We start from the raw sequence: 25,607 nt of genomic DNA on the forward strand, positions 1-25,607 counted from the left end.
CCCCCTGCGGGCGGCCGTCCGTCCACTGCGGTCCTCTCCTCTCGTCCCCCGGCGGCGCCGGGCGCCGGTCAGTCGATGGTGAAGTAATCCGGCCCCGGGTAGGTGCCGGTGCCCAGCCGGGTCCGCTGCATCAGCAGGTCGTTGAGGAGGCTGGAGGCGCCGATCCGGAACAGGGCGGGGTCCAGCCACTCGGGGCCGGCGGTCTCGCCGACCATGACCAGGTTGCGGATGGCGTCCTTGGTGGTGCGGATGCCGCCGGCCGGCTTCACCCCGACCAGGGCCCCGGTGCGGTCCCGGTGCTCGCGGACGGCCTGCAGCATGACCAGGACGGCCTGCGGGGTGGCGGCCGGGCTCACCTTGCCGGTGGAGGTCTTGATGAAGTCGGCGCCGGCCCGGATCGCCAGCCAGGAGGCGCGCCGGACGTTGTCCAGGGTGGCCAGTTCGCCGGTCTCCAGGATCACCTTGAGGTGGGCGGGGCCGCAGGCCTCCTTGACCGCGCGGATCTCCTCGTCGACCTTGAGGTAGTCGCCGGCGAGGAACGCGCCCCGGTCGATGACCATGTCGATCTCGGCGGCGCCGTCGGCGACGGCGCGGCGGGTGTCGGCGAGCTTGGCCTCCAGCGGCGCCCTGCCGGCCGGGAAGGCGGTGGCGACCGAGGCGACGGCCACCCCGCTGCCGCGCAGCGCCTGCACGGCGGGGGCGACCAGGTCGGAGTAGACGCAGACCGCGGCGACCGGCGGCGCGGTGGGGTCGGCGGGGTCGGGGCGCCGGGCCTTGGCGGCCAGCGCCCGGACCTTGCCGGGGGTGTCGGCGCCCTCCAGCGTGGTCAGGTCGACCATGCGGACGGCCAGGTCGATCGCGGCGGCCTTGGCGGTGGTCTTGACCGACCGGGTGGCCAGCCCGGCGGCGCGCTTGGCGACGCCCACCTCGTCGACGCCCGGCAGCCCGTGCAGGAAGTCGCGGAGGGCTCGGTTGGAGGCGGGCGCCTCGGCGATCGCGGTCTGCTGCACGGTCCACCTCACCGGCTGGTCGTCGGTCCGCCCGGGGGTCCCCGGGGTTCGCCTGGGGCCACCCTAACGCGCCGCGCGCCCGGCGCCGCGGGGCCGGGGATCCCGGCCTCCGGACGGCCCCGGGACCCGAGCCGGGAAGGTAAAGATTCACGTTCACTCCTTCCGTCGCCCCCGGGGTGATGTGATATAGATTTCACGTTCATTGCCCGAGAAAACCAAGGATTCCGTTGCAGACCTCGGTTATGACGACGGATTTCCGTTCACGATCCGCGAAACGGCGGTGTTAGCAGCCTCTGCCCGCTCGACCCAGGAAGACCCCCCGTCTCTCATGCCGGAAGCCCGCACCGAACTCAAGCGCGTCCTCGGACTGCCGCACCTGGTCCTCTTCGGACTCTCCTACCTGGTCCCGACCACGATCCTGACCATCTACGGCGTGGCCACCGCCATCTCCGGCGGCCGCCTGCCCAGCGCCGTCCTGGTCGCCCTGGCGGCCATGCTGTTCACCGCCTACTCCTACGGCCGGATGTCGAGGGTGTACACCTCAACCGGCTCGGCCTACGTCTACGCCCAGCGCTCGATCGGCCCGCGCAGCGGCTTCATGGTCGGCTGGACGATGATGCTGGACTACCTGTTCCTGCCGCTCATCAACTACGTCACCATCGGGATCTACCTGAGCGCCCAGTTCCCGTCGGTGCCCGCCTGGGCCTGGGTGGCGCTCTTCCTCACCGCGATCACCCTGCTCAACGTGCGCGGCATCAAGGTCGTCGCGGGCGTCAACACCTTCATCGTCGGGGCGCAGGCGCTCTTCATGGCGCTGTTCTTCGCGCTCAGCCTGCGGCACCTGCTCGGGCAGGGCGACATCCACCCGCTCGCCCCGTTCGTCGGCTCCGGCCTGGAGGTCCTGCCGGTGATCGCCGCCGCGGCCATCCTCACCGAGTCCTTCCTCGGCTTCGACGCGGTCACCACGCTGGCCGAGGAGAGCAGGAACCCGCGCCGCGACATCCCCCGGGCGATCATGCTGGTGACGCTGCTCGGCGGGCTGATCTTCCTCACCGCCGCCTGGTTCGGCCACATGATCCTGCCCGGCCACGGCTTCGCCGACCCCGACGCCGCCTCGCTGGACCTGATGGGCGTGCTCGGCGGCCCGCTGCTCACCGCGCTGCTCACCACCGCGCTGATCATCGGCGCCTGCGGCTCGGCGCTCAGCTCCCAGGCCAGCGTGGCCCGGGTGCTGTACGCGATGGGCAGGGACGGCGCGCTGCCCCGGCGCGTCTTCGGCCGGCTCCACCCCCGGTTCCGCACCCCCGACCTGAACATCCTGCTGGCCGGCGCGGTCGCGCTCGGCGCGCTCTTCCTGGACATGGAGACGGTCGCCTCGTTCATCAGCTTCGGGGCGCTGTTCGCCTTCTCCGCGGTGAACCTCTCGGTGATCGCGCACTTCCTGGTCCGCGAGCGGCTGCGCTCCCCGGCCGACCTGCTCCGCTACGGACTGCTGCCCGGCGTCGGCCTGGCCTTCACCCTCTACCTGTGGACCAACCTCAGCGGCCTCGCCTTCGCCGTCGGCGGGGTGTGGATCGCGCTCGGCACGGTGCAGCTGGCCCGGATCACCGGCGGGTTCCGCCGCCGCCCGCCGGTGCTGGACTTCTCCGAGCAGGAGGACGGGCCCGCCGCGGAGGAGGGCGGCGCCGCCCCGGACGGCGGCTCCCCGGCCGCCCGGGACACCGGCCGGGGCTGAGGCGCCCGCCCCTCATCCGCCGTAGTCTGGACGTCCGGGCCGGCCGCCGCGGCCGGCCCGGACGGAGACGGCACCGGACGGCGCTGAGCAGGGGGGCGGCCATGGCCGAGCTGCGGATCACTTCCACCGACGGGCTGGACCTGCGCCGGCTCGCCTGGGCGCTGGCCGAGTCGCAGGGCTGGCCGCGGGACCGGATCGGCATCTGGGAGAACCGGCGCGACCGCGAGGTCGTGCTCACCGTCGACGACGAGCTGCTCGCCCCGCCGGCCGAGCCCGACCCGCTGACCCGCCCGCTGCACACCCCCAGCGACGTGCACCGCGCCTGCGAGGTGGTGCGCCGGCGGGACGCCTCGCTGCGCGGCGTGGACTTCGCCGCGCTGCGCGGCGAGGCCGCCCGGTTCTTCTCCGCCGGCTGGTCCACCGCCGACCTGCTGCACGCGCTGAGCCACCGCCCCGACGGGGTTCCCTGGCCGCTCGGCGAGGGCTACCAGGGCGTCGAGTGGCTGGCGCACCGGCTGCGCGCCTGGAAGACGCCGACCGGCGACATCCGCCCCTCGGTCTCCCAGGAGACGGTGCAGCTGCGGGTGGTGAGCCGGGCCGGCCTGCCCGGCGGCATCGGCCTGCCGCCCGAGGAGGAGCGGCCCGGCCGCCGCGCCGCCGCGCCGGACGCGGTGCGCGCCGCCGCCGACGACGCCCGCCGGCTGATCCGCTCCACCACCCGCACCACCAGCGACGGGATCGAGCACCGGGACCGCACCGCGGCCCGGATGAACCGCCGGGACTGACCCCGCCCCGGTGCGATACCGGCCACCGCCCCGCAAAGCAGCCGCAAAAAGGACACGAAACCCCACTTCGGGATCGGTTGCATTCCGGCGAACGGGATTTACCTTTGTTGTGCGGTCCACCGTCCGGACCGCCGCGCCGCGCCGCTTCGCCGGGAGCGCCCCGCCAGGCGGCCCGCGCCGCGCCGAACGCGTGACCGGTGCCGGGAGGGCCCATGGCCGAAACGTCGCTGTCCCAGCTCCTGCCGGTGGAGGCGATCGTCACCGGCATCGAGGCCCAGGACTGGCGGTCGGCGATACGGGCCTCCGGGGAGCTGCTGGTCGCCGACGGCGCCACCACCCCCGACTACATCGGCCAGATGCTCGCCGCGGTCGAGGAGTACGGCCCCTACATCGTCATCGCGCCCGGCCTGGCGCTGGCGCACGCCCGCCCCTCCTCGGCGGTGCTGCGCACCGGGATGTCCTGGGCCGGCCTGGCCTCGCCGGTGGAGTTCGGCCACCCGCAGAACGACCCGGTGGAGCTGGTCATCGGGCTGGCCGCGATCGACCACGACGGGCACTCCGGCGCCCTGTCCCAGCTGGCCCGGATGCTCGGGGAGCCCGCCCGGCTGCGCGAGCTCAAGGAGACCGGCGACCCGGCCGCCATCCACGCGATGATCTCCGACTACGAGAAGAGCGGGGCCTGACCGCGCCTCCCCCGGCACGCCGCCCGGCGCCGGCCCCGAGCGGGCCGCCCGGGAGCCGGGGCCGGGCGGAAGGGCGCCGCCCGGCCGCCCGCGTCACAGGTGCACGACCGGCTCCGCCGACCCGGCGCCGCCCTCCTTGGGCGCGGGCTTCATGAACAGCGCGAGCACCGCGGCGAACGCCATCACCCCGGCCGCGACGCCGAACGCGGTGTGCATGCCGTCCAGGAAGGCCAGGTTGCTGGCCTGGGTGACGGCCTGCACCACGTCCGGCGAGGCGCCGTCCGGAACCGCCGCGCCGCCCTGGGAGACGGTGCTCTGCATGGCCGCGGTCTCCTCCGCGCCCGGGGCGTCCAGCCCGGCGCCGGTGTAGTGGCCGGGCAGCGTGGCGACGATCCGCGCGGACAGGATGGCGCCCAGCACCGCGGTGCCCAGCGATCCGCCGAGCTGCATCGCCGCCTGCTGCATCCCGGAGGCGACCCCGGCCAGCGACATCGGGGCGCTGGTCAGGATGGCCGCGGTGGCGCCGGTCATCACCATGCTCAGCCCCACGCCCAGCAGCACGAAGGCGACCGAGGTGTAGGCGATCCCGGTGTCCGGGGCCAGCCGGGACAGCATGAACAGCGCGACGGCCGCGCTGACCAGGCCGGCCACCGTCGGGACCCGGGTGCCCACCCGGTCGATCAGCCGGCCGGAGGGGGTGGCGAAGACCGCCATCATCGCGGTCAGCGGCAGCAGCTGCAGCCCGGTCTCCAGCGGGGTCAGCCCGCGGACGCCCTGCAGGTAGAAGGTGATGAAGAAGAGCGAGCCCATCAGGCCCAGCGCCATCAGCACCATGAGCACCACGCCGATGGAGATCGGCGCGGAGCGGAAGATGCCCAGCGGCAGCAGCGGCGAGGAGGCGCGGCGCTCCCAGAGCACGAAGGCGGCGGCGAACACCGCGGCCACCCCGAGCACGGTCAGCGTCTCCGGGTGCGTCCAGCCCTTCACCGGCGCCTCCACCAGCGCCCAGACCAGGGCGAACATGGCGACGCTGAGCAGGCCGATGCCGGGCAGGTCCATCCGCGAGCCGGGGTCGGTGGAGCGGTTCGGGCCGAGCAGCCACAGCCCCAGGCCGAGCGCGGCCAGGCCGACCGGGATGTTGATCAGGAAGGCCGCGTGCCAGCTGAACGCGGACACCAGGACGCCGCCGACGATCGGGCCGGCCGCGGTGGCGCCGCCGAGCAGGCTGCCGAACACGCCGAACGCGCGGCCCAGCCGGTCCGGCGGGAAGCTCGCCCGGAGCAGGCCCATCGCGGCGGGCGCGATGGTCGCGCCGAAGACGCCCTGCAGGATCCGGAAGGCGACCAGCGGGGCGACCGCCGAGGAGAGCGCGATCGCCACCGAGGTGAGGGTGAAGCCGACCACCCCGATCAGGAAGACCCGGCGGTGGCCGTAGCGGTCGCCGAGCTTGCCCGCGGTGATCAGGAAGACCGCCAGGCCGAGCAGGTAGCCGTGGGTGACCCACTGCAGCTGGGCCAGGGAGGCGTCCAGATCGGCGCCGATCGCCGGGTTGGCCACCGCGACGATGGTGCCGTCCAGCGCCACCATCATCACGCCGAAGGCGATCGCGACGAGCGTCCCCCACGGGCCGCCGCGCAGGCCCCTGGGGCCGCCCCCGGTTCTCTCCGGCGCCGCTGCCTCGACGGTCGCTGTCATGGTCCCCCACCTCTCGTCACCGGTACTGATCGGCGCTCCCGGCGGTCCACCGGGCACCCCGGATCAAATTAGTGGCAGCGACTGACAATCGGCAATCACTGACAAGTTTTGCCTCCGGCGGTATCCTCGCTCAGGAGCGCCCCTGAACCGGCGCGCGCACGACCCGAACACGGAGGTGGGCACCATGGACGAGGACGACCCGAGGAGGCCCGCCCGCCCGCGGCCCCGGAGGCCGCGGTGACCGGGATCACCTCCGCGCCGGAGCGCCCCGCCGCCGGGCTCCGCGAACGCAAGAAGGCCCGCACCCGCGCCGCCCTGGTCTCCGCCGCACTCGATCTGTTCTGCGCCCGCGGCTTCGACGCCGCGACCACCGAGGAGATCGCCGCCGCCGTCGGCGTCTCGCAGCGGACCCTGTTCCGCTACTTCGCGTCCAAGGACGAGATCGTCCTGTCCATCCAGGACGACATCGAGGGCACCTTCCTGGAGAAGGTCCGCGCCCGGCCGCTCTCCGAGCACCCCTACACCGCCCTGGTCAACGCGGTGCGCGACGCCCGCCGGGAGCTCGACCCCGACCTGGTCGTGGGCCTGCTGCGGATCATCCCGCTCTACGCGGAGTCGCCCCGCCTGCTGGCCGCCCGGCTCGCCGCCGGGGACCGCCACGTCGAGCGGCTCACCGCCCTGATCGCCGAGCGCTGCGGCGTCGACCCGGTGGCCGACCCCCGCCCCGCCCTGCTCGCCGGAACCTTCGGCGCCGCCATGCACACCGCTTCCACCACGATCTGCCGCCGCGCCCGACCGGACGCCGACACCCTCCTCGGCTCCATGGAGGCGCACCTGGAGGCGCTCGTCCCGGCCCTCACCGAGCCCTGGCACGCCCCCGCCCCGGAGCCCTCCGGAGCGGCCCCCGCCCCGCGGACCGACTGACCCGGGCCGGAGCGGCCGCGCCCCGGCGGAGCATCCTGCCACGCCCGCCGCTCCGCAGGCCACCGGTTTTCCCGCCGCGCCCGGGAGGAGCGGGCCGCCGGCTCCGCACGGCGGGCACGGCCCGCTCCGGGGCGGAGCGCCCCACGCCGACCGGCCGGGATGTGCCCCGTCCCGGACCGCCCCCGGGCAGCGCCCGCGGGGCGGCCGGCGGGCTTGCCCCGGGCAGGACGGCCCGCCCCTCAGGCCGCCGGCAGGACGGCCCGCCCCCTCACCGGCGGCCGCCGTCCCCCGGGGAACGGCTCTCCGGAGGAGAGGCGGGCCCGGTGCCGGGCCCGCCCGCCCTGCGCGGCCGGGGCCCGTCACTCCGCGGCGAGGGAGGCCGTGATGGAGGTGCGCCCCGCCCGGCGGGCCGGGAGGAGGGCCGCCGCCATCGCCGCGGCGGCGGCCGCCGCGACGATCAGCGCGATCCTCCCGTAGGGCACCACCATCACCAGGTCCTCCCGGATCACCGAGACCGCCGCCAGCCCGAAGGAGACGCCCAGCAGCACGCCGATGCAGGCGCCCACCGCGCCCAGCACCAGGGCCTCCACGGTGAGCATCCGGCCCAGCCGGCGCCGGCTCAGCCCCAGCGCCCGGAGCAGCGCCGACTCCCGGCTCCGCTCGATCACCGACAGGCTCATCATGTTGGCGATCCCCACCAGGGAGACCAGCACGGCCAGTCCGAGCAGTCCGGTGATGACCATGACGAAGTCCGACAGGGTCCCCTCCAGCTGGGCCCGGGCGTCGTCGGTCCCGGTGATGGAGGCGGTGGGGAACTCCTCCGTCGCCTCCTCGACGATCGCCCGCGCCTCCTCCGGGGCCAGATCGGGCGAGACGTCGAGCATCACCGCCCCGTAGCCCCGGTCCCCGAAGCGGGAGACGTGGCCCTGCTCGCTCATCGAGAACGGCGGGAACGGCTCGCCGCGCACGATCGAGCCCACCTCCAGCTCGAACGCGTCCCCGCCGGTGCGCACCTGCACTTTGTCGCCCGCCTCCAGCCCGAACTCCTCGGCGCGGTCCGCGCTCACCGCCAGCCGGTCGGCGCCCAGTTCGTCCAGGGGCGCCCCGTCGACCACCTCCGCCTGATCGATCGGGCCGCCGGCGGCCAGGTGGGCGATGGAGGCGTCCCGGCCGTCGAGCTCCACCAGCGCCTCGCGCTGGCCCGCCACCTCGGTGACCCCGTCGGCGGCGCGCAGCCGGTCCACCACCGAGGCCGGGATCTGCTCGCCCCGGCCCCCGCCCGGCGCGGTGATCACGTAGTCGACCGGGACGGCCTTCTCCACGCCCACCGCGGCCGACTCGGAGAAACTCTCGATCACCACGGAGACCCCGGTCATCAGCGTGACCCCGACGGCGAGCGCGACCGCGGTGGCCGAGGCCCGCCTGGGGCTGCGCCGGGCGTTGGCGACCGCGAGCCGGCCGGGCGTACCGAGCAGCCGCCCCGGCAGGAATCCCACCAGCCGCACCGCCGGGCCGATCAGCGCCGGGCCCAGCGCGACCACGCCGAGGAAGAACAGCATCCCGCCGCAGACCACCAGGGTCAGCGCCGGCGGGCCGCCGCCGATCACCACCGCGCCCGCCGCGGCCACCGCCGTACCGAGCGCGCAGGCCGCAGCGCCGGCGGCCACGCGCACCGGCCCGATCGGCCCCGACGCCCGCTCCTCGGTGCCGTTCAGCGCCGCGATCGGCGGCACCCTGGTCGCGGCGTGCGCGGGCGGCACCGCGGCCGCCACGGTGACCAGCAGGCCGGCGCCGAACCCGAGCACCAGGGAGAGCGGGGCCACCGTGACCATCGAGTAGGGGATGTCGTTGCCGAACGCGTGGAAGACCGGGATCGCACCGTAGCCCGCGGCCACGCCGAGCACGGCCCCCAGCGCGGAGGCGGCCGCGCCGACCGCCGCGGACTCCGCGAGCACCCGGCCGAACACCTGCCCCCGGGACGCGCCGACGCAGCGCAGCAGCGCCAGCTCCCGCGTCCGCTGGGCGATGAGGACGCCGAAGGTGTTCTGGATGACCAGGCCCGCGACGAGCAGGGCGACCAGGGAGAGCAGGAGCAGGCCGGTGGCGAGCAGCGCCGGGTCGATGCCGCTGCCCTGGGCCTTCATCTCCGCCCACTGGCGGCCGGTGAGGACCTCGTTCCCGCCGTCCCCGAGCGCGGCGGCGGCCCGGTCCCGCAGCTCCTCCGGCGCGGTCCCGGGGGCGGCGTCCAGGTAGATCCCCGCGTACCCGTCCCGGCCGGTGACCTCGCGCGCGGTCCGCTCGGTGAAGACGGCCGCGCCCTGCAGCGCGAGGTCGCCCTCGCCCTGGGTGTCCACCAGCCCGGTCACGGTGACCTTCCGCTCCCGGCCCTCGGCGTCCAGCACCCCGATCCGGTCGCCGACGGCGAAGCCGGCGTTGCGCGCGGTCTGCTCGGCCAGCGCCGCCTCGCCGTCCGCCTCCGGCGCGCGGCCCTCGGCGATCGAGGTGCGCACGGTCGCCGAGACCGCCGCGGGCTCGGTGCGCAGCGGCCGCCCGTCCCGGCCGAGCAGGGTGGCGGTGCCCTGCACCGCCCCCTGCGCCCCGGCGACCCCGTCCAGCGCTTCGAGCTCTTCCAGGGCCGAGCGGGGCAGCGGGCGCAGCCCGCCGGGGGCGAGCACGGCCACGTCCACCTTGGCGGTGTTGGCGGTGACCGCCCGCTCGGTGTCGGCCTTGAGGGTGTCGCCGAGGATGAGCGTGCCGACCACGAAGGCCGCCCCGATCACCGTCGCCAGCGCGGCCATCATCAGCCGGGCGCGGTAGGCCCGCATCCCGGCGAGCATCGTCCGCCACACGGTCAGCCCTCCGGCTTCAGCATCGCGGCCGACACCGGGTCGGCCGTGGGGGCGCCGATCTCGTCCTCGGCCCTGCCGCCGCGCCCGAAGCCGACGTCCGCCCCGCGCGGCCTGTGCACCGCGGCGCCGCCTTCCCCGTACGTCTTCACCGGCCCCGCCGCTTCGACGGCGACGGGGGGTCCGCTCGATTCCGGAGGGTTTCGCATACCGCGACCCTAGGAATGCGCCCTTCCCCGGAAATCGGCCGAACGGCCGACCCACTCCCCCCGACTTTCAGCCGGGCCCATTCCCCGTCCGCCGCGACCAGAGCCGGGACCTGCTGATTCATCCGCCGAAAACGGAGAAGAAAGCCGCCCGGGACGCAAAGGCGCCCCGGAGGAGAACGGAGGCGTGACGGGCGCGCCCCCGCGGCGTAGCGTCGGGGCCATGAGCAACGACCGCGTTCTCGTGGAGCGCTCCGGGGCCCGCGCCACCGTGACCATGAACCTCCCGAACCGTCGCAACGCCCTGTCCAAGGCGCACATGCTCGATCTGATCGCCGCCTTCGAGGAGGTCGCCGCGACCGACGCCGCCGGCGTCGTGCTGGTCGGGGCCGGGCCGGTGTTCTGCGCCGGGCACGACTTCGCCGACCTCGCCGAGGCGGACCTCGATTCCGCCCGCGACCTGCTGCTCACCTGCACCCGGCTGATGCGCACCGTCCAGTCCGTCCCGCAGGTGGTGATCGCCCAGGTGCACGGGCTGGCCACCGCGGCCGGCTGCCAGCTCGTGGCCGCCTGCGACCTGGCGGTGGCCGGGTACGACGCCGGCTTCGCCGCGCCCGGCGGCAAGGGCGGCTGGTTCTGCCACACGCCGATGGTGGCGATCTCCCGCGCCATCGGCCGCAAGCGCGCCATGGAGATGGCGCTGACCGGGGACGTCGTCGACGCCTGCACCGCCGCCGAATGGGGCCTGGTCAACCGGGCCGTCCCCGAGGCCGACCTCGCCTCGGCCACCCGCGACCTGCTGGACCGCGCCACCCGGGGCGCCCCGCGCAGCAAGGCGCTCGGCAAGCAGGCCCTCTACGCCCAGTTCGACCGCCCCGAGGCGGACGCCTACACCTACGCGGTCGAGGTCATGGCCGCCACCAGCCAGACCCCCGAGGCCCGCGAGGGCATCGCCGCCTTCCTGGAGAAGCGCCCGCCGAAGTGGCCCGCCTAGACCGCCGCGGCCGGGCCCGCTCCGCGAGCGGCCCGTTCGGCCGACGGCTCCGGGATCACCACTGCGGAGGCGGCCCCGGCGGCCCGGGAGGAGGACCGGGCGGAGCCTGCCACTGATTCCGCGGAGGCTGCGCCTTCCGGCGCTTCGACGACGCGGAGACGGCCACGATCACCACGGCGCCCACCGCGATGAGCACGAGCAGGAGGAAGCCCACCATCAGCAGGAGAGAGACACTGACCATCGGGACATCGTTCCGCCGCCCTTTTCTCCGCGTCAAGGCGGACGCGGAAGGAGAGGGAGGGGCCCACACCGCCGTCCCCGCGTACGCGGGCTCACGGCGGACCGCCTGGGGCGGCGCCGGCCATCATCGGTACGTCATCCGCCGTCCGGCCCTTCAGGGGCGCGGACCCGCAGCTTGCGCCGGAACCTGAGGCACTCGGTCTTCTCCCGGTAGAAGCGCGGGCGGTCGGCGTCGCAGTAGAGGCTCCGCACCTGGTGGCCGCCGCCTGCGCCCGCGTTCCCGCCGGGGCGCATCCGCGCGGCGGACTCCTCCCGCCCCCGGTCCGCCCCGGTCCGCCTCCGCTGCTCCGCCATGGCCGTGTGCTCCTTCCGTCCGGTGACCACGGGGTGAACGGAAGCGGACGGAGCCGGGAGGAGTCCGGGGAATCCCTGGGAGAGTCCTGGGAGCCCGCGACGGAACCGCAGCCGGGGGCGGCTTTCGCGGGGAGGGTGAGAGCCCGGTCGGAGGAGCGGCTCAGCGGCGCCGGGCGGCGGGCGGCTCCTGGTCCGGCACCAGTGAGGCGCCCGCGTCGGCCAGCCGGCCCAGCCCCCGCTCCAGCGGGCCGCGGCCGAGCAGCAGCCGCCACAGGGTGCACAGCACCAGGGCGGTGCCGACGAACAGCTCCCACCGGAACGGGGCGGTGTCCATGTGCGACATGCCCTCGGAGGCCATCACCAGGATGTGGCCGGCGTAGACGGTCAGCGCCATCGCCCCGGCGGCGGCGAACGGGTACATCGGCGCCCTGGCCCGCTCCGCGGCGACCAGGCAGGCCGCCAGGACCAGCAGCGACGAACCGACCGCGCCGACCGCCTCGAAGGTCGTGCCGCTGTGCGGAGAGGCGATGAGCAGCCAGGACGGGGAGTCCACCGGCACCTGGCCGTGCATCTCGCCCAGCTGCTCCTCCGCCCAGGTGCGCATGGGCGCCGCCATGGCCGCGCCGTGCTCCCCGGCCAGGTCGGCCGCGATCCGGTCCAGCCCGCCCAGCGGGTGCAGCAGCAGCCAGGACCCGCCGTAGCCCAGGGCGGCCAGGCCCGCGCCGGCGCCGGCCAGGCCCAGCCGCACCCGCGCCGAGTGCAGGTCGAGCCGGCCGACCGCCATCCCGGCGGCGACGAACGCCATGAAGGTGGCCGCCGGGTAGTAGCCGGTGAGCAGCAGGTCGGCGATGCCGCCGATGGAGTCCTCCCGGACGTCGTCGCCGGCCATGCCCGAGCGGATCAGGTAGGACAGCTGCGGGCCGGCCAGTGCGACCGCGGCGGCGATCGCGGCCAGCGCGGGCGCGCCCAGCGGCAGCATCGGCAGCGCCAGCAGGAAGAACCCGGCGTAGTAGGTGAGGATGACCGCGACCGGCGCGCCGAGCAGGTCGAGGAACCCGCCGAGCAGCGCCAGCGCCAGCGCCCGGACCAGGATCCGCGCGATCGGGCGGCGCAGCTCCCAGCCGCGAAGCGGCACCGTGCGCCCGGTCATCAGCGCCAGGGAGAGCCCGGCCAGGAACGCGAAGAGCGCCGAGGAGCGGCCTCGGGTGAGCCCGTGGAACGCCTCGGCGGCGTCCTCCCCGGCCAGCCCGGCCAGGCCCAGCGAGCCGACGCCCAGGTGGACGGTGAGCATGCCGAACACGGCGAGGGCGCGGGCCGCGTCCACCCCTTCGACCCGCCGGGGGCGCGGCGCGTCCCCGGCGGCCGGACCGAGGGGGCCGCGGTCCTGCGGCTGCGGTTGCTGAGGGGTCACGCCGCCAGAGTAGACGGTTGCCGGGCTGATCCGCTTTCGCCCCTCTTCGCCCCGCTCCCCTCGGCCGGGCGGCCGGCGGGAGCGGGGCGGGACCGCCGGGTCAGCCGTCCTCGCCGGCCAGCCCGGAGAAGTAGTCCAGCGCCGCCGGGTTGGCCAGCGAGTCGCGGCTGGCCACCCGCTCGGCCGGCTCGCCCATCAGGATGCGCTTGACCGGCACCTCCAGCACCTTGCCGGAGAGCGTGCGCGGCACCTCGGAGATGGCGCGGACCGCGTCGGGGACGTGCCTCGGCGAGCAGTCCTCGCGGATGCGGCGGGCGATCGCCCGGGTCAGCGCGTCGTCCAGCTCGGCGCCCTCGCGCAGCACGGTGAACAGCTCGATCCGGGAGCCGCCGTCCGGCTGCGGGACGTCGACCACCAGCGCGTCGACGACCTCGTCGAGGGAGAGCACCGCGCGGTAGATCTCGCTGGTGCCCATCCGGATGCCGCCCCGGTTGATGGTGGAGTCGGAGCGGCCGTAGATGATCGCGGTGCCGCGCTCGGTGATCTCGATCCAGTCGCCGTGCCGCCACACCCCGGGGTACATGGAGAAGTAGCTGTCCCGGAGCCGCTCGCCGCTCTCGTCGCCCCAGAAGTACAGCGGCATGGACGGCGCGGGCTCGGTCAGCACCAGCTCGCCGACCTGGCCGACCAGCTCCTTGCCGTCGGGGTCCCAGGAGGCCACCGCCATGCCGAGCGAGCGCGCCTGGATCTCGCCCTCGTAGACCGGCAGCGTCGGCACCCCGCCGACCAGGCAGCTGCACACGTCGGTGCCGCCGCTGGTGGAGAAGAGCCACAGGTCGTCGCCGAACTCCCGGTAGCACCAGTCGAACCCCTCCGGGCTGAGCGGCGACCCGGTGGAGCCGATCGCGTGCAGCGCGGACAGGTCCCGCCCCTGCCGGGGGTGGACGCCCTGCTTCATGCAGCCGGACAGGTAGCTCGCGCTGGTGCCGAAGACGGTCACCCCGGCGCGCTCGGCCAGGTCCCACAGCGCGCCCATGTCGGGGTGGCCGGGGCTGCCGTCGTACAGCACGATGGAGGCCTTGGTGAGCAGCACGCTCACCAGGAAGTTCCACATCATCCAGCCGGTGGTGGTGAACCAGAAGACCCGGTCGTCCTCCTGGGCGTCCAGGTGCAGGTTGAGGTTCTTCAGCTGCTCCAGCAGGATCCCGCCGTGCCCCTGCACGATGGCCTTGGGCAGCCCGGTGGTGCCGGAGGAGTAGAGCACCCACAGCGGGTGGTCGAAGGGCACCGGCTCGAACTCCAGCTCGGCGCCCTCGCCGCTCTGCTCCAGCTCCGCCCAGTCCAGGGCGCCCTCCACCGGGGACCCGGCGCCCAGGTAGTCCAGGACCACGGTGTGCTCCAGGGTGGGCAGCTGCGCGCGCAGCTCCTCCAGCACCCCGGTGCGGTCGAAGTCCTTGCCGCCGTAGCGGTAGCCGTCCACGGCCAGCAGCACCTTCGGCTCGATCTGCGCGAACCGGTCGATGACGCTGCGCACCCCGAAGTCGGGCGAGCAGGACGACCAGACCGCGCCGATGGAGGCGCAGGCGTAGAACGCCGCGACCGCCTCGGCGATGTTGGGCAGGTAGGCGACGACCCGGTCGCCCTTGCCGACGCCCAGCCGGCGCAGCCCGGCGGCGATCGCCGCGGTGCGGCGGCGCAGCTCGCCCCAGGTCCACTCGCCCAGCACCCGCAGCTCGGAGGCGTGCCGGATGGCGACGGCGCCGTCGTCGCGCCCCTCGAAGAGGTGCCGCGCGTAGTTCACCCGGGCCTCGGGGAACCACACCGCGCCCGGCATGGCCCGCTCGGCCAGCACCGGCCCGCGCGGCGTGTCCGGCCGGACCCCGTAGTAGTCCCAGATCGCGGCCCAGAACCCGTCCAGGTCGGTGGTGGACCAGCGCCACAGCGCCTCGTAGTCCCCCTCCGGCGCGTCCACGCCCCGGTTCTCCCGCGCCCACCGCGCGAAGGCGGTGATGCCGGCGCGCTCCTTCCGCTCCTCACTCGGGGTCCAGAGCACCGGGGGCCGTGCCTGCGTCATCGTCCGCGCCTCCTCCGTACCGCACTGCAGACGGCCCCGCGGACGCCCGCCGGCCGCCGTGATCGAGGCCATCTAACAACACCCGCACTGTGCCCTGCATCACCGGGGGCGCCGCGCCGCAGGAGAGAGACTTTCCGTGACCGCCCCCGCACACGCAGGGCTCACAGCGCGTACTCGACCTGGAGCGGGACCACGCCGGAGCCATCCCCGCCTGCGCGGGGCTCACGCCCCAGAGGAGGTCCGCGGCTACCAGGAGGGCGGTCCATCCCCGCGTGCGCGGGGCTCACGCTCCGATGCTCTCCATACGGTCTCGGCCTGGAGGTCCATCCCCGCATGCGCGGGGCTCACCCGACCAGCAGCAACCCCCGCACCCGGAACGCGGGTCCATCCCCGCATGCGCGGGGCTCACTACGCCCTGCTAATGCCGCTTGCCGTCGACGGGGGTCCATCCCCGCATGCGCGGGGCTCACCGGCGGTGCGGCCCGGCGAATCCGGTGGGCGGCGGTCCATCCCCGCATGCGCGGGGCTCACGATGCCGTCATGTTCGGCACCTACTGCCGTGCAGGTCCATCCCCGCCTGAGTTGAGCTCTAGGGTCGGGGCGGCATCCGGTGGGGTGCCGCCCTTTCGCATGTCAGAGGGGGTGGCGCTGACCTGCGGCGGGGCGGGGCCGGTGGTGTGGGCCGGTCGGCGGTGTGTCGTGGTGTGCCACCGTGCGACGGGGTTTTCCAGAAGATTCGGGCCAGTGGCGGGCCAGTGCGGGCCGGTTCAGTCGGGCGGTTGGGGGCCGGTGAGCGGGCCCATGGCGCGCAGCGCCTCGTCCAACCGGCGGTCGGCGCGGCGGGCGTCCAACCTCACCTGTAGCGGGTTGGTGTGGCGGTCGGGCTCCCAGACGGCGACATCGCCGGTCTCCAAGACCATGGTGCGGATGCGGTGGCCCCGGATCCTTCCGGCGCGGCGCCCGGCGCGGCGTGAGGCCTCGCGCTGGTCGTCGTCGGCGCAGGTGATGACCACGGCCCCGTCGCGGTGCAGGAACTCGGCGATGCGCTGGGCCTGGGCGTGCTGGGCGCGGTCGGCCTGGTCGGCGTCGAACGCCTCCTTGGCGGCGCGGCGGCGCGCAGTGGGGGCGGCCTCGATGCGCGCGACGTTGTCCATGCCCGCACGCTACCCGGTGAGGGGCGGTCGGGTCTGCCGTCCCGTGGAAGCGGCGGGGAGGGGGCCCGGGGCGCGGTTCGCCGGCGGGCCCGACCGGCCCGGAACCGCCCGGGTGCGACCTGTGGCCCCGGTGGCGTTGGGCGGACGCCTCGGCGGGGCTCGATGCCCCGGGCGCGGCGTGACCCGCCGCGAAAAGCACGCCCCTGGCCACGGGTCCTCCCGCGTCTCCCTTCGCTCCGCGTCTCCCGGCGGGCCGGGCACCCCACGGGAGCGGGTACGGGTCCGGTCGCCGGGGAGCAGCGGCGCGGGAGCCGGGCGGCCTTAAGCTTGCCCGGCGCGTCGGGGCCCTCCGGGGCTCCACCGCGTCTTTGCCCGCCGGGCCGCCCGGCTTGGGGCCCCGCGCCGATGCGGAGTGGTGGACGGACCCGGGCGCGCGCAGCGGGCAGGCACCTCCCCCGCGCGGCGGGCGTCCCGGGCGGGCCGGTCAGAGCGGGGCGCACACGGCCGGGCGCCTCCCCGTCCGAGTGGGAGAGGTGTTCCCGGCGCGGGCGGGGTCCGCGCGTCGGCCGGGGCGCGGCGGGGTGCGCGGGCAGCCGGGGGAAGGGAGGCCGGGGAGGGGCGCGGGGCGGGTGCCGCGCGAGCACCCGACGGAGGAGGGCGCGCAGCGCGGATGCCCGCCCAAGCGCACCCGACCTCGGCCGACCAACCGCCCGGGGGACGCGAAAGCCCGCCCGCGCCCATGGCGCGGGCGGGCTGCCTTGATCGCGTAGGGAAAGTTCTCACAGCCACCGGCTCCGGGGGGCCGTCCGGGCTACTGGCACTTCCGATCCGGCTCGTCCGCTTCGGCGCCGTGGCCGCGTCGGGGGGCTGCGCGTGCGGCGCGGTTAGATGTGTCCGGCCCGGATGTCTGCGATCAGGGCGGCCCACTCGCGGGCGGGGACGGCGATGTGCCCGTGCTCGCGGTTCTGCGTGTCACGAACGGCGACTGTGCCCGCATAGGTCCTACACTCCACGCACTGACCACCGGTGTCGCTGTAGCTCGACTTCCGCCATTCGGACGTCATTGCATGTCTCCTAGCAGGTTGCGTGACTGGTGGGAGGGGAGTGCAACGGCGAACGCCTGTTTGGCAAGCTGGTCCAACCGCGCCCAGTCAGTGGATTCTTCGTCCAAGAGGACGTTACCTACGATGTGATCGGACGCAGCAGCTCTCCCCCCGTCCGCCAGTCTCACCATGAGCAGCGGAGATGTGATGCCCACGAGTAGCGTTCCTTCCGGGACGAGACAGACGGTCACGCGGCTGGTGTCTACTATCCCGCACAGGTGGGCTGCTTGCGCCTTGCGGGGGCCCTCTGGCACACACGTGAGTGCACTCATGGGGAAGACAGCACTTATCTGGGGATCTCGTCCATGTCGGAGCTGTTCGTAACGGCTGCTTCGAGCCATCGCCAGCCGCTGCACTTCTTCGACCGGTTCTAGTGGTTGACCGTGCCGGAACACCATCTCGGCATATTCCGGACACTGCAACATGCCCGGGACAAGAACCGGTGAAAAGTACTCGATAGTGACAGCTTCCGCCATAAGTCGTGCAGTGTCTTGCATCCATGGCGGCAGCGTGGATCCCGACGTTTGAGACGTCCACAAGCGCAGCAACTTCCCCTGCGCACCTAGCACAGCATCAAGTTTTTCCACGTCATCGCGCTTGGGAGTCGTTTCCTCGCGTTCCCAGCGAGAGATGGTGCTAGCCGTAACTCCCAGCTCCTCGGCAAGGTTGCGTAACGTCAGCCCCGCAACGTCGCGCAACATTTTAAGACGAGATGCAAACTGGGAGGTCGCCATGTGCCGATACTAAACGTCTTTTTGCATCTTGGCGGCACTTGCTTGGGGACATGGACACATCCGGCCACGCTCAGACGCATGAACATTTCGGATGCGGAACGAGACGGGGTAATGGAAGCCGCCGTGAAGGCGTTCCGGGAGGCTTCGATCCCCCTCGATGTTCACAAGCGGGTGACCAGGGCGGGGGATGTGCTGCCCTGCATCGTGGCCGGTGCGCGCTGGGATGCGGTGGTGGTCGCGCTGGCCGGGGATGAGCTGGGGCGGCCCCGGTGGGCCTTCGTGTGGGGGCAGCCGGACGAGCGGGCGCCGGTCACCGACGTGACGGTGACCGATATCCCGGCCTGGGATGCCGGGGAGCTGGTCCGCCGGGTGGCCAACGTGCTCGACGTGGCGGCGGTGGCCTGGGCCGGCCGCGAGGCGGGGTGAGCCCCGGTGAGGTGGTGCAAGTGGTGCCGCCGGGTGGTGCCCGCGCCGCACACCTCCTGCCCTAACGAACCGACCGGCCCGCCGCCGAGCGCGGTACCCGATACCGCTGCGGAGAGGGCGGCGGAATGGGTGGCGCGGATGGCCGCACCCCGGGTGCGCCCGGCTCGCGCTGCCGTCCCGGCGCAGCGCCCGCCGCTTCCCCGGCGATCCCGCAGCACGGACTGAACCCCCGGCCGCCGGTCTCCGGCTGGCGTAGACGAGCAAGGCTCCCGCGACCGTTGCAGCGGCCCGGGAGCGCGGCCTACCTGAACAGGAGGACAGGTAAGCATGAACAGAATAGGGGCTCTGGTCGCCCTGGTGGCCCGTTTGGTGCGCCCCACGCGCGGCTTGCACAACGCCGTCTGGCACGACCGCCCTGAACGCCCTTCGTTCCGGCCCGTCCGCTCTGCAGTGCGGCGCCCTGCAGGCTCCCGGGTCCGCTCCTATGTACCCCGGCACGCCGCCCCGGTGGGGCCGGTGGTGGATGCTTCGGCCCTGGACCCTCCGGCGGCCCTGGTGCGAGGGCACTACCTCGACTATGAGCGCAGAAAAGCCCTGGCGGCGGCCTCGCCGGTGGGCGTCTGAGCTTCACATGCCCCCGCCCCGTCGCGGTTTCCAGCGCCGGGCGGGTGCGGGGCCATAAGGGGGGAGCGGGCCGGGGCACCGTCAGAGGGGGGGTGCCCCGGCCCGCCGCTGTCCTCTCTTCCCCTTCACCTACCGCTTCCTGCTGTGTTCAGCGAGGGGTTGTTCGCGTCCCTGGGGTGCTGCTCTAAACCCTGACACGATTTGTGACGCAAACCGGCCGGATCGCCTGAGGATTGGTGGTGGAAGCGGAAGGCGGGCGGTTGCGGGGTGATGCGAATGGACGCGTTGGAGGCTCGGGCGTGCCGACCTGATTTCGCGGTGTGGCGTGGCCAGGTGGCGCGTGCGGGGTTTTGTGTGCGGCCGGTGCGGGTCTCGGGCCGGGCGGCGGCGGTGGACACCTCCAGTGGTGAGGTGCTGGCCCAGACCTCGACGGCGGATGCTCCGGACGGGGTGCTGCTGGTGGCCTGTGGGGATCGCCGGGCTGCGGTGTGCCCGCCGTGCTCGCGCACCTATCGGGCCGATGCGTGGCACATGATCGCGGCGGGGATGCGGGGCCGGACCCCCACCGGAGAAGACGACGCGGTGCCCTCCTCGGTCGGGGAGCATCCGGCGCTGTTCCTCACCCTGACCGCCCCGGGCTTCGGCGCGGTGCATGCGGCCCGGGACGGCGGAGCGCCCTGCCGGCTGCCCCGCGGCAGAAAGAAGACCTGTCCCCATGGGCGGCCGGCGGGGTGCGGCCTGGTCCACGAACCGGATCACCCGGCGGTGGGCACCCCGGTCTGTCCGGACTGCTGGGACTACACGGGGGCGGTGCTGTGGAACGCCTCTCTTGGGGAGTTGTGGCGGCGGACCCGGATCGGGATCGAACGCGCGTTGGCTCCGGCGGCCTCGGCCGCGCTGGGGCGCAGGGTCGGCGTGCGGGAGGTCTCCCACCTGCTGCGCGTCTCCTACGTCAAAGTCGTGGAATTCCAGCGGCGCGGGCTGGCGCACGTCCATGCGGTGCTGCGGTTGGACGGGGTGGTCCCGGGCGACCGGTCGGCGCTGCTGGCCCCGCCCTCCTGGGCCACGGCGGAACTGCTGGCCTCGGCGGTGCGCTCGGCGGTGGCCTCGACCGCGTTCGCCCTGCCCTCCCCCGATGGTGTGGCGCGGGTGGCGGAGTGGGGTTCCCAGCTGGACGTGCGGCCTCTGGATGACCCGGCCAAGGCGGCGGGGTATCTGGCCAAGTACGCGACCAAGACCGTGGACGCGGACTCGGATGCGCTGGCGCGGCGGTTGCGGCGACTGGACCGCGCCGCACTAACCCGGGAAGTCGGGCCGCACCTGGCGCGGATGGTGGCGACCTGCTGGGAGTTGGGCAAGCGGCGCGACCTGTCCGGTCTGCGGTTGCGGCGGTGGGCGCACTGCTTGGGCTACCGGGGCCACTTCACCACCAAGTCGCGGGCCTATTCGCTGACGCTGGGCGTGCTGCGGGCGGTGCGCCGCGCCTGGCGCGCCCGCCAGTCCCGCAAGGCCGGGCGGGCCGACGTGTGGGGACTGGAAGGCGCGGAGGTGGTCGGGGCGTGGGCCTACGCCGGGTCGGGCTACCTTGGCGCGGCCGATGTGCTGATCGCCCACCGGATGGCCCAGGACCACGCCGTCGCGCGGGCGGAGTACAAGGCGGTGCTGCGGCGCGAGGCGCAGATGGCGGTGTGGGCGGCGTGATGGCGGGGTTGTGCCGTCGGGAGGAACGACCGCCGGCGGGTTCCCGCCGCATCGACCTGCACGTTCCCGGTGGCGGTCACCACGGCGCCCCTGGGAGGGCTGCGCGCGGAGCGCGTCCGTTCATGCCTGAAGCTGCACACGGGCGCCTCCTGCGCCCACCGGCGGAGAAAACACCTCGCGCGTAGCGCGCCGATTGCGCCCTTCGGCGCAGCCGGGGCGAAGGGGAGGGTGGTCGGGGGATTTCGGTAGGTGGGGCAGCCGGCACGATTGCCGTCAAGGGAATTCCAGTGAATACCTTTCTTTGTTTTGGCCGGTTGCGGTCGTTTTTAGGTGGCCCGCGACTGGCCCGCAGGAATGGCGTCGTATTGGTTTGTGAGGGGTTGGCTAATTGACTGCGCGTTCCTCCTTGTCTCCGGCCGATGTGGCTGCTGAGCTGGGTTTCAGCCGCCGCACCATCTACCGCTGGATTTCTCTGGGGAAGGGGCCTCGGGTGTTTGTTTCCCCTGGCGGGCATCTGCGTGTGCGGCGGGCCGATTTTATAGAATGGGTTCAGGAAAACGGACTCGAGACTAAGGGGAGACAGTGACCGAAGCACAGGACATCACTTTCTGGGAGCCCCGCAAGCGCCCCAACCGGAAAAAGGCGTGGGAGGTTCGGTGGACCATTGACGGAAAGCAGTTCTCCCGGTCCCGCGTCTCCTCGGAGCTGGCCCGCGATTTCCTTAAGGATCTGCGGGCGGCGGCGAAAAAGGGGGAGCGGTTCTCGCCGGTGAACGGGGAACCGGAGTCCTGGGCCAGCGCATCGGAGACGGTGCTGTCGGTGGTGCGCTCGTACCTGCGGACGGTGGCGGCCTCGCGCCCGGCGGCCAACACCTGGCGCACGGTGCGCGACGCCTGCGTGCTGGTGGCCATGGCCTGCATCGATGACAAGGCGGCCGCCCGGCTTCCCGCTCCGGCGCCGGATGCGCGGGTGCGCTCGGCCCTGCACGCCGGGTTCGGCTACCGCTTCGACTCCTCGGCTTCCCGGCCCGACCGGGCGGTGCTGGACCCGGTGGGGCTGGACGCGGACGACCGGGAGTGCCTGGCCTGGCTGGAACGGGTGTGCAAGCCGATCGGGGCGATGGACGCGCCCGGCGCCGGGGCGGTCCTGGAGCGCCTGGGCGTGCGCGTGGGCGGCGGGGCGCCGCTGGCCGCCGACACCGTGCGGCGGCGCCGCACCGTCTTCACGGCGATGCTGGACCACGCGGTCAACCGGCGGCTGCTGGCCTCCAATCCGCTGCTGGGGCTCAAGGTCGCCCGGACCCGCGCGGCCGACGCGGTGGACCCCCGGGTGGTGCCCGACTATGCGCAGACGGGGCGGCTACTGAAGGCCGTCCGGCACAGCCGCAAGGGCGGCGACCGGTTCCTGTGGGCGTTCTTCTCGCTGTGCTACCTGGCCGGGCTGCGCCCCGGTGAGGCGCGGGCGGCGCGCTCCCAGGACATCACTTGGCCCGGCGACGTCCGCGCCGCTGACGCGGTGCCCGGGTTCGGGGTGCTCACGATCGCGGAGTCGCGTACGGAGTCCGGCGACACCGCGACCCTGAAGCACCGCCGGAAGGGGGAGGTGCGGCTGGTGCCGCTGCCTCCGGAAGCGGTGGCCGTGCTGCGCGAGCACCTGGCCGACTGGGGCACCGCCCCGGACGGTCGGCTGTGGTGGGGCCGTACGGCCGCTGAGGGCGAGTACGGCACCCTGACGGGCAAGTCCTACCGGGCGGCCTGGGCGCGGGCGCGCAAGGCCGCGCTGACGCCTGCCGAGCTGGAAGCGGGGCTGGCCCAGCGGCCCTACGATCTGCGGCACGGCTGCGCGAGCCTGCTCCTCTACATCGGGCTGGCTCCGCCCGAGGTCGCCCGGCGCCTGGGCCACACGGTAGAGGTGCTGATGCGCACCTACACCCACTGGTTCACCGGCCAGATCAACGCGGCCAACGCCAAGCTGGGGGCCGCTCTCGATGAACTCGGGCCCCTGACGGGCCACGGGCCAGACGACGGCGACGATTCCCCGCATGACCCCAGGTGAACGCGGTGACTGCGCGGGATCGGCCCATCCCCGCCTGCGCGGGGCTCACGGCGCCGGGAGGGGGCGGGGCGAGTGGAGAACAGGTCCATCCCCGCATGCGCGGGGCTCACCCGCCGACCGCAGTGTGGCCGGCGTCGGCCACGGGTCCATCCCCGCATGCGCGGGGCTCACCAAGCGCCGCCGCACCTGGCCCATCACCCGCTAGGTCCATCCCCGCATGCGCGGGGCTCACCCTTGGCGACCTGCGGAGTCGCAGGGCGTTATCTTTTTGAGACTTCCTCCGAGGTGCGGGCTTTCACGTTCTCGCCCCATCTCTAACGCCTCCGGGTGATCGCTTGCCAGGGGCGCGGGCCCCTTTCCTTCTCTCCTCTTATATAGGGGGACCCTATGGGTGCCGGGGCGGTCAGCGGTGCTCCGGGATGCCCAGCGCTTCGACCGAGGCCGTGGCGAAAGCGGCGGGCGGCAGGGCGGTGATGCCCTCGGGGAGGGCGCCGAGCAGTGGGGCGCGGCCCTCGGTGGGGAGGTCGTCGAGGTTGCAGCGTTCGGCGAGGCCGGGGAAGGCCGGCCAGCGGCCGATGACCAGGCCGGCGCAGGTCAGGCCGCGGGCGGCCAGGGCCTCGGCGGTCAGCGCGGTCTCGTTCAGGGTGCCCAGGCCGGGGCGGACCACCAGCAGCACCTGGGCGGAGAGCTCCGCGGCGACGTCTGCGATGGTCTCGCCGCGGTCGTTGAGCCGGACCAGCAGCCCGCCCGCGCCCTCGACCAGCACCAGGTCGTGCTCGGCGGCCAGGTCGGCGGCGGCCTCGGCGGCCTGCCGGGCGGTGACCGGGGGCAGGCAGGAGCGGCGCGCCGCGGTGGCCGGGGCGAGCGGTTCGGGGTAGCGGGCGAGCTCGCGGACCTCCGCCTCCGGGACCAGCCGGGCCACCTCGTCGGCGTCGCCGGGCTCGCCGGGGCGCACCCCGGTCTGCGCCGGTTTGAGGGCCGCCACCCGCTCCCCGGCCGCCGCGGCGGTCGCCGCGTAGGCCGCGGTGCACGCCGTCTTGCCGACGCCCGTCCCGGTTCCCGCCACCACCAGCACCGTCACCCTGCGGCCTCCACAGACGCCCGCGCGGCGGCGATCATGCCGCCGCTGATCCGCTCGATGTCCGCGCCGCCGCACACGTACGGCGGCATCGCGTAGACGTTGTTCCGGAACGGCCGCAGCCAGCAGCCCGCGGCCAGCCCGGCCCGGGTCGCGGCCGGCACGTCCACCGGCTGGTCCAGTTCGATCACCCCGATCGCGCCCAGCACCCGCACGTCCCTGACGCCGGGCAGGTCGCGCGCCGGGGCGAGGCCGTCGGCCAGGCCGCGCTCGATGCCGGCGACGGCCCCGCGCCAGTCGGCGTCGAGCAGCAGCCGGACCGAGGCCTCGGCGACGGCGCAGGCCAGCGGGTTGCCCATGAAGGTCGGGCCGTGTGCGAGCACCGGGACCTCCCCGCCGGCGATGCCCTCGGCCACCTCCGGGGTGCACAGCGCCGCGGCGAGCGTCAGATAGCCGCCGGTGAGCGCCTTGCCCAGGCACATCACGTCCGGGGTGACGCCGGCGTGGCCGGCGGCGAACAGCTCGCCGGTGCGGCCGAAGCCGGTGGCGATCTCGTCGAACACCAGCAGCACGCCGTGCTCCCTGGTGATCTCGCGCAGCGCGCGCAGGTAGCCGGGGCTGTGGAAGCGCATCCCGCCGGCGCCCTGCACCACCGGCTCCACGATGACCGCGGCCAGTTCCCCGGCGTGCCGGGCGACCAGCTCCTCCAGGTGGGCGAGGTAGCCGGGGTCGGGGTCGGCGCCGAACCCCTCGGGCGGGGCGTCGGCGAACACCTGGCGGGGCAGCACGTCGCCCCAGAGCGCGTGCATGCCGCCCTCCGGGTCGCACACCGACATCGCGTGGAAGGTGTCCCCGTGGTAGCCGCCGCGCCAGGTCAGCACCCGGCGCCGCTCCGGGCGGCCCAGGGAGCGCTGGTACTGCAGGCACATCTTGAGCGCCACCTCCACCGAGACCGATCCGGAGTCGGCGAGGAAGACGTGGCGCAGCGGGTCGGGGGCGATCTCGGCGAGGAGCGCGGCGAGCCGCGCCGCGGGCTCGTGGGTCAGCCCGCCGAACATGACGTGGCCGAACCGGTCGAGCTGGTCGCGCAGGGCCGCGTCCAGCACCGGGTGGCGGTACCCGTGCACCGCCGACCACCAGGACGACATCGCGTCCACGACGTCGTGCTCGGCTCCGTCCGGCCCGGTCATCCGGAGCCGGGTGCCGGACGCCCCGGTGACGACGTAGGGGGCGTCGGCGCCGTCGGCGGGCCCGGTCCGCACCGAGGCGTAGGGGTGCCACAGGTGGTCGCGGTCGGCGCGGCGGACCCAGTCGACGGCGGGGGAGGCCCCGGGCGTCCGCGCACCGGCCGCTCCGGGGGGCGCGGCGGCGGTGCGCACCGCGCCGGCGGCGCCGTCCGCGGCGGGGACCCGCATGCTCCTGCGCCCCTCCGGCCCTCTCGGCCCCCTGGGCGTCCTCATCACTGCCCGCCTCCGTTCGTCCGCTCGGCGCTCATGCCATACCGGCACATCCTTCCCAACTCTCGCTCCCGGTGGGGATGCCCCCGGTGCACAGACTTCGCCGCGGTTCTTTGTCGGTTCCCCGCATGCCGCCCCATCTGCGCCCATGTGAAGGTCGTCCGGGCGCACCGCCGGGCCCCGGCGGACAGGGCGGTGCGGGTCCGGGCGCCGGTGAGGAGGGGCCCCGGATCCGCGCCGCCCGCCCGAGCGGGGCGGCGGGCGCGTCCGCCGGCCCCCCGGGACCGCCGGGGGGAGGCGGGCGGCGGGGTGCGCTCC

General features: G+C 74.4%; 23 protein-coding genes and 1 CRISPR repeat array. Of the genes, 10 read left to right on the top strand and 13 right to left on the bottom strand.

Annotation, left to right across the window (positions count from 1 at the left end):
• Positions 1-68: 68 nt before the first annotated feature.
• Positions 69-1,010, bottom strand: coding sequence for a deoxyribose-phosphate aldolase (gene deoC, locus J0910_RS23990; RefSeq protein WP_420160795.1), 942 nt, complete (start codon positions 1,008-1,010; stop codon positions 69-71).
• A 328-nt stretch (positions 1,011-1,338) separates the two neighbouring features.
• Between deoC and J0910_RS23995 the strand changes: the two genes are divergently transcribed.
• The 3 genes from J0910_RS23995 (at position 1,339) to J0910_RS24005 (ending at position 4,213) form a co-directional block, all read left to right on the top strand.
• Positions 1,339-2,745, top strand: a complete 1,407-nt coding sequence (locus J0910_RS23995) for an APC family permease (protein WP_420160796.1) — start codon at positions 1,339-1,341, stop codon at positions 2,743-2,745.
• Positions 2,746-2,846: 101 nt separating this feature from the next.
• Positions 2,847-3,530, top strand: a complete 684-nt coding sequence (locus J0910_RS24000) for a hypothetical protein (protein WP_420160797.1) — start codon at positions 2,847-2,849, stop codon at positions 3,528-3,530.
• A 212-nt stretch (positions 3,531-3,742) separates the two neighbouring features.
• A complete protein-coding gene (locus J0910_RS24005; protein ID WP_420160798.1) occupies positions 3,743-4,213 on the top strand; it encodes a PTS sugar transporter subunit IIA in 471 nt (156 codons plus the stop codon).
• A gap of 93 nt (positions 4,214-4,306) precedes the next feature.
• Here J0910_RS24005 and J0910_RS24010 read toward each other — a convergent pair whose 3' ends face one another.
• Positions 4,307-5,908, bottom strand: a complete 1,602-nt coding sequence (locus tag J0910_RS24010) for an MFS transporter (RefSeq protein WP_420160799.1) — start codon at positions 5,906-5,908, stop codon at positions 4,307-4,309.
• A 237-nt stretch (positions 5,909-6,145) separates the two neighbouring features.
• Between J0910_RS24010 and J0910_RS24015 the strand changes: the two genes are divergently transcribed.
• Positions 6,146-6,832 (top strand): TetR/AcrR family transcriptional regulator, encoded by a 687-nt coding sequence (locus J0910_RS24015; protein ID WP_420160800.1) that lies wholly within the window; start codon positions 6,146-6,148, stop codon positions 6,830-6,832.
• 359 nt (positions 6,833-7,191) lie between these two features.
• Here the strand turns inward: J0910_RS24015 and J0910_RS24020 are convergent, their stop codons facing one another.
• Both J0910_RS24020 and J0910_RS24025 read right to left on the bottom strand, forming a co-directional pair.
• On the bottom strand, positions 7,192-9,681 hold the full coding sequence (locus J0910_RS24020; RefSeq protein WP_420160801.1) for an ABC transporter permease: 2,490 nt from the start codon (positions 9,679-9,681) through the stop codon (positions 7,192-7,194).
• 2 nt (positions 9,682-9,683) lie between these two features.
• Positions 9,684-9,887 (bottom strand): hypothetical protein, encoded by a 204-nt coding sequence (locus J0910_RS24025; protein WP_420160802.1) that lies wholly within the window; start codon positions 9,885-9,887, stop codon positions 9,684-9,686.
• Between the two features lie 220 nt (positions 9,888-10,107).
• Between J0910_RS24025 and J0910_RS24030 the strand changes: the two genes are divergently transcribed.
• The gene (locus J0910_RS24030; protein WP_420160803.1) at positions 10,108-10,878 is read left to right on the top strand and encodes an enoyl-CoA hydratase-related protein; all 771 of its coding nucleotides are present in this window, start codon (positions 10,108-10,110) and stop codon (positions 10,876-10,878) included.
• Between the two features lie 55 nt (positions 10,879-10,933).
• Here J0910_RS24030 and J0910_RS24035 read toward each other — a convergent pair whose 3' ends face one another.
• The 7 genes from J0910_RS24035 to J0910_RS24065 form a co-directional block, all read right to left on the bottom strand.
• Positions 10,934-11,119, bottom strand: a complete 186-nt coding sequence (locus tag J0910_RS24035) for a hypothetical protein (RefSeq protein WP_420160804.1) — start codon at positions 11,117-11,119, stop codon at positions 10,934-10,936.
• Positions 11,120-11,253: 134 nt separating this feature from the next.
• Positions 11,254-11,472: a hypothetical protein gene (locus J0910_RS24040; RefSeq protein ID WP_420160805.1), complete on the bottom strand. Its 219-nt coding sequence runs from the start codon at positions 11,470-11,472 to the stop codon at positions 11,254-11,256.
• Positions 11,473-11,632: 160 nt separating this feature from the next.
• Positions 11,633-12,883, bottom strand: coding sequence for a heparan-alpha-glucosaminide N-acetyltransferase domain-containing protein (locus J0910_RS24045; RefSeq protein WP_420160806.1), 1,251 nt, complete (start codon positions 12,881-12,883; stop codon positions 11,633-11,635).
• A 100-nt stretch (positions 12,884-12,983) separates the two neighbouring features.
• Positions 12,984-14,957 (bottom strand): acetoacetate--CoA ligase, encoded by a 1,974-nt coding sequence (locus J0910_RS24050; protein ID WP_420160807.1) that lies wholly within the window; start codon positions 14,955-14,957, stop codon positions 12,984-12,986.
• 198 nt (positions 14,958-15,155) lie between these two features.
• Positions 15,156-15,488: a CRISPR direct-repeat array (repeat unit 28 nt; unit sequence GGTCCATCCCCGCATGCGCGGGGCTCAC).
• A gap of 236 nt (positions 15,489-15,724) precedes the next feature.
• Complete coding sequence (locus J0910_RS24055) at positions 15,725-16,111, bottom strand: hypothetical protein (RefSeq protein WP_420160808.1); 387 nt, start codon at positions 16,109-16,111, stop codon at positions 15,725-15,727.
• An 884-nt stretch (positions 16,112-16,995) separates the two neighbouring features.
• Positions 16,996-17,175, bottom strand: coding sequence for a DUF397 domain-containing protein (locus J0910_RS24060; RefSeq protein ID WP_420160809.1), 180 nt, complete (start codon positions 17,173-17,175; stop codon positions 16,996-16,998).
• The gene (locus J0910_RS24065; protein ID WP_420160810.1) at positions 17,172-17,948 is read right to left on the bottom strand and encodes a helix-turn-helix domain-containing protein; all 777 of its coding nucleotides are present in this window, start codon (positions 17,946-17,948) and stop codon (positions 17,172-17,174) included. The genes J0910_RS24060 and J0910_RS24065 overlap by 4 nt, the downstream gene beginning before the upstream one ends.
• Before the next feature lie 111 nt (positions 17,949-18,059).
• Here J0910_RS24065 and J0910_RS24070 point away from each other — a divergent pair, with 111 nt between their 5' ends.
• The 5 genes from J0910_RS24070 to J0910_RS24090 all read left to right on the top strand — a co-directional run bounded on the left by J0910_RS24070 (position 18,060) and on the right by J0910_RS24090 (position 22,754).
• Positions 18,060-18,374, top strand: a complete 315-nt coding sequence (locus J0910_RS24070; protein WP_420160811.1) for a hypothetical protein — start codon at positions 18,060-18,062, stop codon at positions 18,372-18,374.
• Positions 18,375-18,701: 327 nt separating this feature from the next.
• On the top strand, positions 18,702-18,998 hold the full coding sequence (locus tag J0910_RS24075; protein WP_420160812.1) for a hypothetical protein: 297 nt from the start codon (positions 18,702-18,704) through the stop codon (positions 18,996-18,998).
• A gap of 276 nt (positions 18,999-19,274) precedes the next feature.
• Entirely contained in the window at positions 19,275-20,699 is a 1,425-nt protein-coding gene (locus J0910_RS24080; protein WP_420160813.1) for a replication initiator, read from the top strand.
• 406 nt (positions 20,700-21,105) lie between these two features.
• Complete coding sequence (locus J0910_RS24085; RefSeq protein ID WP_420162074.1) at positions 21,106-21,285, top strand: helix-turn-helix domain-containing protein; 180 nt, start codon at positions 21,106-21,108, stop codon at positions 21,283-21,285.
• On the top strand, positions 21,282-22,754 hold the full coding sequence (locus J0910_RS24090; protein WP_420160814.1) for a tyrosine-type recombinase/integrase: 1,473 nt from the start codon (positions 21,282-21,284) through the stop codon (positions 22,752-22,754). Before J0910_RS24085 ends, J0910_RS24090 begins: the two co-directional genes overlap by 4 nt.
• Before the next feature lie 403 nt (positions 22,755-23,157).
• Here J0910_RS24090 and bioD read toward each other — a convergent pair whose 3' ends face one another.
• Positions 23,158-23,835 (bottom strand): dethiobiotin synthase, encoded by a 678-nt coding sequence (bioD, locus tag J0910_RS24095; protein WP_420160815.1) that lies wholly within the window; start codon positions 23,833-23,835, stop codon positions 23,158-23,160.
• A complete protein-coding gene (locus tag J0910_RS24100) occupies positions 23,832-25,247 on the bottom strand; it encodes an adenosylmethionine--8-amino-7-oxononanoate transaminase (RefSeq protein WP_420160816.1) in 1,416 nt (471 codons plus the stop codon). The genes bioD and J0910_RS24100 overlap by 4 nt, the downstream gene beginning before the upstream one ends.
• Between the last annotated feature and the right edge of the window lie 360 nt (positions 25,248-25,607).

The sequence above is a fragment of the Nocardiopsis oceanisediminis genome (assembly GCF_048595525.1).
Taxonomy (GTDB): domain Bacteria; phylum Actinomycetota; class Actinomycetes; order Streptosporangiales; family Streptosporangiaceae; genus Nocardiopsis_A; species Nocardiopsis_A oceanisediminis.

Bases quoted from the DNA above. Each gene is read 5' to 3' on its own strand.
- J0910_RS24035 (WP_420160804.1), bottom strand. From the start codon at position 11,119: ATGGTCAGTGTCTCTCTCCTGCTGATGGTGGGCTTCCTCCTGCTCGTG.
- J0910_RS24080 (WP_420160813.1), top strand. From the start codon at position 19,275: ATGGACGCGTTGGAGGCTCGGGCGTGCCGACCTGATTTCGCGGTGTGG.
- J0910_RS24070 (WP_420160811.1), top strand. From the start codon at position 18,060: ATGGAAGCCGCCGTGAAGGCGTTCCGGGAGGCTTCGATCCCCCTCGAT.
- J0910_RS24055 (WP_420160808.1), bottom strand. From the start codon at position 16,111: ATGGACAACGTCGCGCGCATCGAGGCCGCCCCCACTGCGCGCCGCCGC.
- J0910_RS24005 (WP_420160798.1), top strand. From the start codon at position 3,743: ATGGCCGAAACGTCGCTGTCCCAGCTCCTGCCGGTGGAGGCGATCGTC.
- J0910_RS24050 (WP_420160807.1), bottom strand. From the start codon at position 14,957: ATGACGCAGGCACGGCCCCCGGTGCTCTGGACCCCGAGTGAGGAGCGG.
- J0910_RS23995 (WP_420160796.1), top strand. From the start codon at position 1,339: ATGCCGGAAGCCCGCACCGAACTCAAGCGCGTCCTCGGACTGCCGCAC.
- J0910_RS24030 (WP_420160803.1), top strand. From the start codon at position 10,108: ATGAGCAACGACCGCGTTCTCGTGGAGCGCTCCGGGGCCCGCGCCACC.
- J0910_RS24075 (WP_420160812.1), top strand. From the start codon at position 18,702: ATGAACAGAATAGGGGCTCTGGTCGCCCTGGTGGCCCGTTTGGTGCGC.
- J0910_RS24025 (WP_420160802.1), bottom strand. From the start codon at position 9,887: ATGCGAAACCCTCCGGAATCGAGCGGACCCCCCGTCGCCGTCGAAGCG.
- J0910_RS24000 (WP_420160797.1), top strand. From the start codon at position 2,847: ATGGCCGAGCTGCGGATCACTTCCACCGACGGGCTGGACCTGCGCCGG.
- J0910_RS24100 (WP_420160816.1), bottom strand. From the start codon at position 25,247: ATGCGGGTCCCCGCCGCGGACGGCGCCGCCGGCGCGGTGCGCACCGCC.
- J0910_RS24010 (WP_420160799.1), bottom strand. From the start codon at position 5,908: ATGACAGCGACCGTCGAGGCAGCGGCGCCGGAGAGAACCGGGGGCGGC.
- J0910_RS24060 (WP_420160809.1), bottom strand. From the start codon at position 17,175: ATGACGTCCGAATGGCGGAAGTCGAGCTACAGCGACACCGGTGGTCAG.
- J0910_RS24065 (WP_420160810.1), bottom strand. From the start codon at position 17,948: ATGGCGACCTCCCAGTTTGCATCTCGTCTTAAAATGTTGCGCGACGTT.
- J0910_RS24040 (WP_420160805.1), bottom strand. From the start codon at position 11,472: ATGGCGGAGCAGCGGAGGCGGACCGGGGCGGACCGGGGGCGGGAGGAG.